Below are 7,025 nucleotides of genomic sequence, written 5' to 3' on the forward strand. Positions count from 1 at the left end.
CCCAACGCATGCCAGCCAAGAGCGGCCGAGGCCGGGTCGGCCAGTACCAGGGTCATGGCCAGGCCGCCGGCGGGTGGGTGCAAGCAGCGCAGCCAGCACATCAGCACCACCGCCATACCCGCCGCCAGGCAGGCACCGCCCAGGGTGCGCCCGAGCACGCGGGCAACCAGCAACGCCACGACGCCGGCGCACAAATAGCTGCCGATGATCGACCACGGCTGGGCCAGCGCACCGGATGAGACCGCGAACAACAGCACGGCCGAAGCCCCTAGCGGCCCCAGCAGGTGCAACGCCACCTGCATGCCGAACACTTGGCCACACAGCCAGACACTGAACAGGGTGGCCAGCGCCATGCCGATGGCGGCACGGCCCCATTCTGTCGGGCGGGTATTGATAGCAGCGGGGAACCATCGAGCAAGCATGAAGGTAAATCCATAAACGGCAGGCAAAAAAAAGGCTTGTCTGGTTGCCCGGAAAAGCCCTTGAAGGTTCCAACGTTTGGGGGAAGGAACCTGTGCAGTGTGCAGTGGCGGCCAAAGCAGCGCCAATGCATATTAATGAGGGTTTAATGCAAAAATAATGGATTTAAGATCCCTGAAGGCAGCGGATTACGGCGGAACCGGTGTATTGAGTTTCCCCAGTACACGGTCATCGGTTTCGGCGTTGAACAAGCGGCTATGCAGGTTGGCCTGCAGCGAGGGGTCAGTGCCCAGCGGCCCTTTCAGTGCCACCAGCGCATTGCGCAACTGCATCAAGCGATGCAAAGGTGGAACGGGCAGGTAGCCGACGTGCACTTCATCGCGGGCTGGGGCAGCACAGGTGTCACGCGAAACATCATCTGGCACGGCGTTGTCCTCATCTGAAATAAGCCGCGATGGCTATAGCGTCCTTGTTGTTATCCATGACCTGTGGCGGTAAATGCTTACCGCACATGGCACCTGAGTTTACAGAGGGGTTTCAGGCGCGGGAAAGTGAAATGACACCAGCCATTACGTATAGCTGCGTAGGATTTTTCCAGGCTGGTAGCGTCGACTCGGCTTTCAAGGCCGCGCGATTTTGCCCAGATGCAGCAGCACATACGGGTTGCGGTCGAACTCACCGGTCAGGGTCGGGGTGATGTCGCGAAAACGCGGGTCTTGCAAACCTTTGTAATCTGCCTCGCTCATCACCAGCCAGGCCGGCCCCTGGACCGGGTCAAGGTCAGCCGCTTGCTGGGTGAACAAAGGCACCTCGTCGCAGTTGAGGTTGACCATATATTTGATCGCCTTGGCGTCTTTGCCCAGGCCGTGCAGGATCACCGGCGCCCGCTGTTGCATGACCTGCTCATGCACTTGCAGCGTGAAGGTGCGGGTGTCGTACACTGCGCGTACCAGCGGCTCGACCATGCCGATGTAGGTCACCCATACCGCCACCACGGCGACCAGCGCCGGGCCAACGGGGCGCGCCTTCAATAACGCCAGCAGCGCCACGACCTGCAAGCCGCCGAGTACCGCGAAGGCCAGCCCTGAAGCGTTCGATTGCTCTGGATAGTGGCGACGCGCGACGATCAGGCCGGCGATCAGCAACGTCGGAAGCAGCGTCCAGATTCCCAATATCAGCCCGCGCAGCCAGGCAAACAGTCGACCTTGCTCGGCCTGGAACGGATAGGCTGCAATGATCGCCGCCATGGGCAGCATCGGCAGCACATAGCGTGCTTTCTTGGCCTCGGGAATCGACAGCCCGAGCATCACCAGCAGGCCGGCGGCCGCGCAGTACAACACCAGCTGCAAGGCCGGCCCCGGTGTACGTCGCCCACCTAGCGCCACGGCCAGCAGCACCAGCAACGCCAGCGGATACGCCATCGCGTAATTGCCCAGCGAGCTGGTGAAGTAATACAGCACGCCGCTGGAGCCTTCACTGCCATCCAGGCGCCCGAGAAACTGCATGCGGATCACGTCCTGCATGAAGCTTTCGCCGCCACTGAGCTTGGCCATCAGCAGCAGCAGGCCGATGCCAGCCACCAGTAGCGCAAAGGCCAGCAAGCCGAAACTGAGCAGTTGGCGCCATTGCCGGTTGATCAGGTAGTAGCTGCACAGCACGCCCGTGGGCACCACCAGGCCAATCGGGCCACGGATGGCAAAGCCGACAATCAGCAGCAGGTACAACCAGTGCAGGCGTTTGGCGGCGCCGAAATGGTCATGCGCATAGCCCAGATAGAACACCGCCAACGTGATGGCCGCGAGCATCTGGTCGAGGGACACCGCACGGGTCTCGGTGATAAACGTACTGCTCAGCAACAGCACCGCGATGCTCACCACGCCCCAGCGCTGGGAGTGCGGCGCTGTGAGGCGGTACACCAGGATCACGATCAGCGCCGAGGCCATCGCCGTGGGCAGCCAGGCCGTGAAGCTGGTGACCTGGCCCAGAGGCAGCGACAGCAGCCAGGTCAGCAGCGTCGAGGTGGCCAGGTAATCCGGATACGGCTGCCCGTAGGTGGTGGGGAAAAAACCCGGCCCATGGCGCAGCATCTCCTGGGCGAACACCACGAAGCGCGAGTCGAAGCCGATAATTGCCTGGTGCCAGCTGCCGGCGATAAACAGCAACAGCGCGAGCACGCCCAGGCCGAGGGATTGGCGGCGGATCGTCAGGTTCAGCAGGGGCGGTTGAGCGTTGTTCACGTATCAGGCTTCCATGGCCTGATTGGCCTCTTGAGCCACCCATTGCTGTTGCGGAATCGGTAACTGGCACGAGTCGCCACGGCCCATCGGGAAATACTGGAAGCCTTTGCGCGCCAGGCGCTCACCTTCGTAGAGGTTACGGCCGTCGAAGATCACCGGGGTTTTCAGACGTTGGTGGATCAAGTCGAAGTCCGGCGCTTTGAACTGCTGCCATTCGGTGCACACGATCAGCGCATCGGCGCCGCTCAAGGTAGATTCCGGGGTGCCCATCAGCATCAGCCGTGGGTCGTCGCCGTAAATACGCTGGGTTTCCTGCATGGCTTCGGGGTCGAACGCGCGCACATTGGCGCCGGCCGCCCACAGCGCTTCCATCAGCACCCGGCTTGGGGCGTCGCGCATGTCGTCGGTATTGGGCTTGAACGCCAGGCCCCACAGGGCGAAGGTCTTGCCGCGCAGGTTGCCCTTGAAAAACGCATTGATGCGCTCGAACAACTTGCTCTTCTGGCGCTGGTTGATGGCTTCCACCGCTTCCAGCAAATCGCTCGAGCAGTTGGCCTGCTTGGCGCTGTGGATCAGCGCGCGCATGTCCTTGGGGAAGCACGAGCCGCCGTAGCCGCAACCGGGGTAGATGAAGTGGTAGCCGATGCGTGAGTCGGCGCCGATGCCCAGGCGCACGGCTTCGATGTCTGCGCCCAGGTGTTCGGCGAGTTCGGCGATCTGGTTGATAAAGCTGATCTTGGTCGCCAACATGCAGTTGGCGGCATACTTGGTCAGCTCGGCGCTGCGCAGGTCCATGAAGATGATGCGGTCATGGTTGCGGTTGAACGGCGCGTACAGTTCGCGCATTACCTCGCGCACTTCTTCACGCTCGCAGCCGATGACGATGCGGTCCGGGCGGCGGCAGTCGGAAACCGCCGAGCCTTCCTTGAGGAATTCCGGGTTGGAGACGATATCGAACGCCAGGTGCCGGCCAGCCAGGCGCAGGGCTTTTTCCATGTGCGCGCGCAAGGTGTCGCCGGTGCCTACGGGGACGGTGGATTTTTCCACCAGGATCACCGGGTCGATTCGGTGCCGGGCTACCGCATCGCCCACCGACAACACGTATTTGAGGTCGGCCGAGCCATCCTCGTCCGACGGCGTGCCCACAGCGATAAACAGCACTTCGCCATGCTCGACCGCGAGTTTTTCGTCATAGGTGAAGTGCAGGCGCCCGCTTTCCAGGTTCTCCTTGACCATCGCGGCCAGCCCCGGCTCGAAGATGCTCACATGGCCCTGCTGCAACAGCTTGACCTTGTTCTGATCGACGTCCATGCAGATCACATCGTGACCGACTTCGGCTAATACGGTGGCCTGTACCAGACCGACGTAACCACTACCAAATACACTGATTTTCATGGGGCATTCCTGGGACTTGTGGTGCTAGCACGGCGAGAGTTGATAACCAGCACTCCGAGGATGACCAAGGCCACCCCCAGGGTTTTTGAAAGCGAAAAATTTTCATTGAACACCGGCAGGCTGGCCGCCAGCAGGTACACCAGCGCGTAGCTGATGCTCAGCAATGAATAGGCGCGGCCCAAGGGCAGGTGCTTGAGCGCGCCGAGCCAGCAGAGCATCGACAGCGCGTAGGCCAGGATCGCCAGCAGCACCACGCCGAGCGCCACACGATCAATCTGGGCGCTGAGCCATTCGTTGGGCAGCGGCAAGCGCGTCATGCTCCAGCGCATCCCCAGCTGGGCCGCGCTGACCAGGCCGACGCTGCCCAGGGCCAGGGCAAACCCCTTGGCGCGGCTCATACGTGACGCCCCAGCAGCACGACGCCGGCAATCACCAGCGCCACACCCAGCCAGTGGCGGCCGTCGATGTGCTCATGGAACACACAGCGCGCCATCAAAGTCACCAGTACAAAATTCAGGCTGAGCATGGGGTAGGCGATGCCCACTTCCAGGCGCTGCAACACCAGCAGCCACACCAGCAAACCCAGGCCCAGGCACACCAGTGCGGTCCACAGCCACGGCGAACGCAGTTTCAGCGCCCAGCCGTCCGGCAGTTCGCGCCAGCTTTCCACGGCAAACTTCTGCGACACCTGGCCCATGCAGGTCAGCAGGCAGGCGGCCAACAACAGCAGCAGGGTGATCATGGCGCGGCCTGCGGGAAGATCAGAATCACGATGTTGCCTTGCTCATAGCGCTTGCCGTCGGTGGGCAGCAGGGCAACTTCGGCCATTTCATCGTCCCCTTTGACGCGCATGACCACGCCCACCGGGCCTTTTTTACGCGCTTCGCTCATCCATTGCTGGACGTGCTGGGTATCGACCTTGTGATGACCGGCATCCGCGAAGGCAAGGCCGTATTTGACTTCGCCGACGGTGTTGTAGAGCGTCACATCCGCGCGTTGCAGGCGCCACGCCAGGGCCGATGCGGCGCCCAGGTCGTTGCTCAGCAGGGCGCTGGCAGGGCGCAGCTCCGGCAGGTGGTCGATGATGAATTGATCCGGGGTCTTGTTGTAAACCACCGAGTGCGGCAACGCGGCCGGCAACAGCGCAACCATCAGCCAGCTGCCAAGGACCGGCGCGGCCCACATATGCAACGGCCGGGCGGCCTGCAGCAGGTTGGCGAGGATCCAGCCGAACAGGAAGACAAACACCAGCACCAGGCTGAGGGCCTCGTGGCCGTGTTGGTACACCGGCTTTTTCAGCTGGAACCAGGTCAGCGCGAGCACCCCCAGCACGCCAATCACCAGGTTCAGCCAGCCATTGATGCGCAACACGCGGTCGCGGCCCTCGGCCAGTTTATCGCCCAGGGTGTTGGCCATCAGCAACGCCAGCGGCAGCAGGCACGGCATGATGTAGGACGGCAGCTTGCCTTTGGCCAGGCAGAAGAACGCCAGGGGCATCAACAGCCACAGCAACACAAAGCCGACTTTTGCATTGCGCTTGTTCACCCAGGCCTGTCTGGCGGTAGACGGCAGCAACGCGACCCACGGCAGGCTGAACGCAACCAGCAGCGGCAGGTAATACCAGAACGGCTCGCTGTGCTGCGCGTCGTCACCGGCAAAGCGCTGGATATGCTCGTGCCAGAAAAAGAAGTGCCAATAATCCGGTTCTTGCAGGTGTACGGCCAGCGCCCACGGCAGGCTGACAGCGATCGCCACGGCCACCGCCACCAGGCCATAGCCCAGCAGCTCGCGAAAGCGTTTCTGCCAGAGGGCGTAGGGCAGGGCGATCAATACCGGCAGCAACCACGCAAGGAAGCCCTTGGTCATGAACCCCATGCCACACGCCAGCCCAAGCAGCGCCCAGGACCACAAACGCCCGCTACGGGTACTGCTGTCGAAGCAAAACCACAGGGCCACACCGGTCAGGTTCACCCAGAAGGTGAACTGCGGGTCAAGGTTGGCATAACCGCCCAACGCCGCCACGCTGACAAAGCTCATGTACAGCACGGTGCCGACCAGGCTTTTCTGCGGGTCGTTCCACAGGCGGCGCGACACCAGGTACACCAGCAGGATGCTCAAGCCGGTGCTCAGGGCCGAGGCAAAGCGCACGCCGAACAGGTTCTGCCCGAAAATCGCCTGGCCCAGCGCGATCATCCAGTAACCGGCGGCGGGCTTTTCGAAATAGCGGATGCCCATGAAGTGCGGCGCGGCCCAGTTGCCGGTCAGCAACATTTCCTGACTGATCTGCGCATACCGGGTCTCGTCCGGAATCCACAAGCCATGGGTGGCCAGCGGCAGCAGGTAAAACACGCCGAACGCCAACAGCAGCAAGGGCAACGCCAGACGCCGGATCATGCCTGTTGCACTCCGAGCCAACCCTCGCGGCCACTCAGGGCGCCGCGCACCAGTTGTTGCTGGGGCAGGGTGGTCAGGTCCGCCGGCAACAGGTCGCCCAGCGGTTTGAAGTCGATGCCGCGCTGCCCGGCATGGGCAAGCAACTGGCGAAAATCATTGGCCATCAGAATCCCTTCTACTTCTGCGTGGATCGTGTAGACGTTCAGCTTCGACGCGTTGAACCGGTCGAGAATGAAACGGTTGAAATCGTTGGCAGCCACCACCGGTCCGACGACTTCGTCGAAAGTCGGCAGGTCCACCGGAATTTGTGCGGTGCCCGCGCTGCCATCGGCCAGGGTTGGTCGAAACAGGCTGGTGCCCCGGCAATCGCTGTTGTAACGAAAGTTGAAACCTTGCTTGGCTTGCACCACGCGCTCATCCGCACGCCAACCGGCGGCGGCTGAACAGTCGATACGTTCGCCGAGGATGTCGCTCAAGGTGTCGACGCCGCGGCGGATCTGCTCGACCAGCTGCGCGTCGCTCCAGCGCCCGGTGTTGGCCTGCCAGCCGTGGTGGTCCCACGCGTGCAGGCCGACCTCG

8 protein-coding genes are annotated in these 7,025 nt (G+C 62.5%); all 8 read right to left on the reverse strand.

Going from position 1 to position 7,025, the window contains the following annotated elements; genetic code table 11:
• The coding region (locus tag WBR57_RS29275) for an HPP family protein (protein ID WP_424088919.1) at window positions 1-422 on the reverse strand (422 nt) is incomplete at its 3' end.
• A 186-nt stretch (window positions 423-608) separates the two neighbouring features.
• Window positions 609-845 carry a type VI secretion system contractile sheath small subunit gene (locus WBR57_RS29280; protein WP_424088921.1) on the reverse strand — a complete coding sequence of 79 codons (237 nt, stop codon included), beginning with the start codon at window positions 843-845 and terminating at the stop codon, window positions 609-611.
• A 195-nt stretch (window positions 846-1,040) separates the two neighbouring features.
• The gene (locus WBR57_RS29285; RefSeq protein WP_424088924.1) at window positions 1,041-2,657 is read right to left on the reverse strand and encodes an ArnT family glycosyltransferase; all 1,617 of its coding nucleotides are present in this window, start codon (window positions 2,655-2,657) and stop codon (window positions 1,041-1,043) included.
• A 3-nt stretch (window positions 2,658-2,660) separates the two neighbouring features.
• Window positions 2,661-4,052, reverse strand: a complete 1,392-nt coding sequence (locus tag WBR57_RS29290) for a UDP-glucose dehydrogenase family protein (protein ID WP_424088926.1) — start codon at window positions 4,050-4,052, stop codon at window positions 2,661-2,663.
• Entirely contained in the window at window positions 4,049-4,450 is a 402-nt protein-coding gene (gene arnF, locus WBR57_RS29295; protein ID WP_424088928.1) for a 4-amino-4-deoxy-L-arabinose-phosphoundecaprenol flippase subunit ArnF, read from the reverse strand. Before arnF ends, WBR57_RS29290 begins: the two co-directional genes overlap by 4 nt.
• Window positions 4,447-4,794 carry a 4-amino-4-deoxy-L-arabinose-phosphoundecaprenol flippase subunit ArnE gene (arnE, locus tag WBR57_RS29300; RefSeq protein ID WP_424088930.1) on the reverse strand — a complete coding sequence of 116 codons (348 nt, stop codon included), beginning with the start codon at window positions 4,792-4,794 and terminating at the stop codon, window positions 4,447-4,449. Before arnE ends, arnF begins: the two co-directional genes overlap by 4 nt.
• The gene (gene arnT, locus WBR57_RS29305) at window positions 4,791-6,446 is read right to left on the reverse strand and encodes a lipid IV(A) 4-amino-4-deoxy-L-arabinosyltransferase (RefSeq protein ID WP_424088932.1); all 1,656 of its coding nucleotides are present in this window, start codon (window positions 6,444-6,446) and stop codon (window positions 4,791-4,793) included. Before arnT ends, arnE begins: the two co-directional genes overlap by 4 nt.
• Window positions 6,443-7,025: 4-deoxy-4-formamido-L-arabinose-phosphoundecaprenol deformylase (locus WBR57_RS29310; protein WP_424088934.1), on the reverse strand; the 583-nt coding region annotated here is incomplete at its 5' end. The genes arnT and WBR57_RS29310, both read right to left, overlap by 4 nt.

The organism is Pseudomonas sp. (genome assembly GCF_049590575.1).
In the GTDB taxonomy this organism is placed as follows: domain Bacteria; phylum Pseudomonadota; class Gammaproteobacteria; order Pseudomonadales; family Pseudomonadaceae; genus Aquipseudomonas.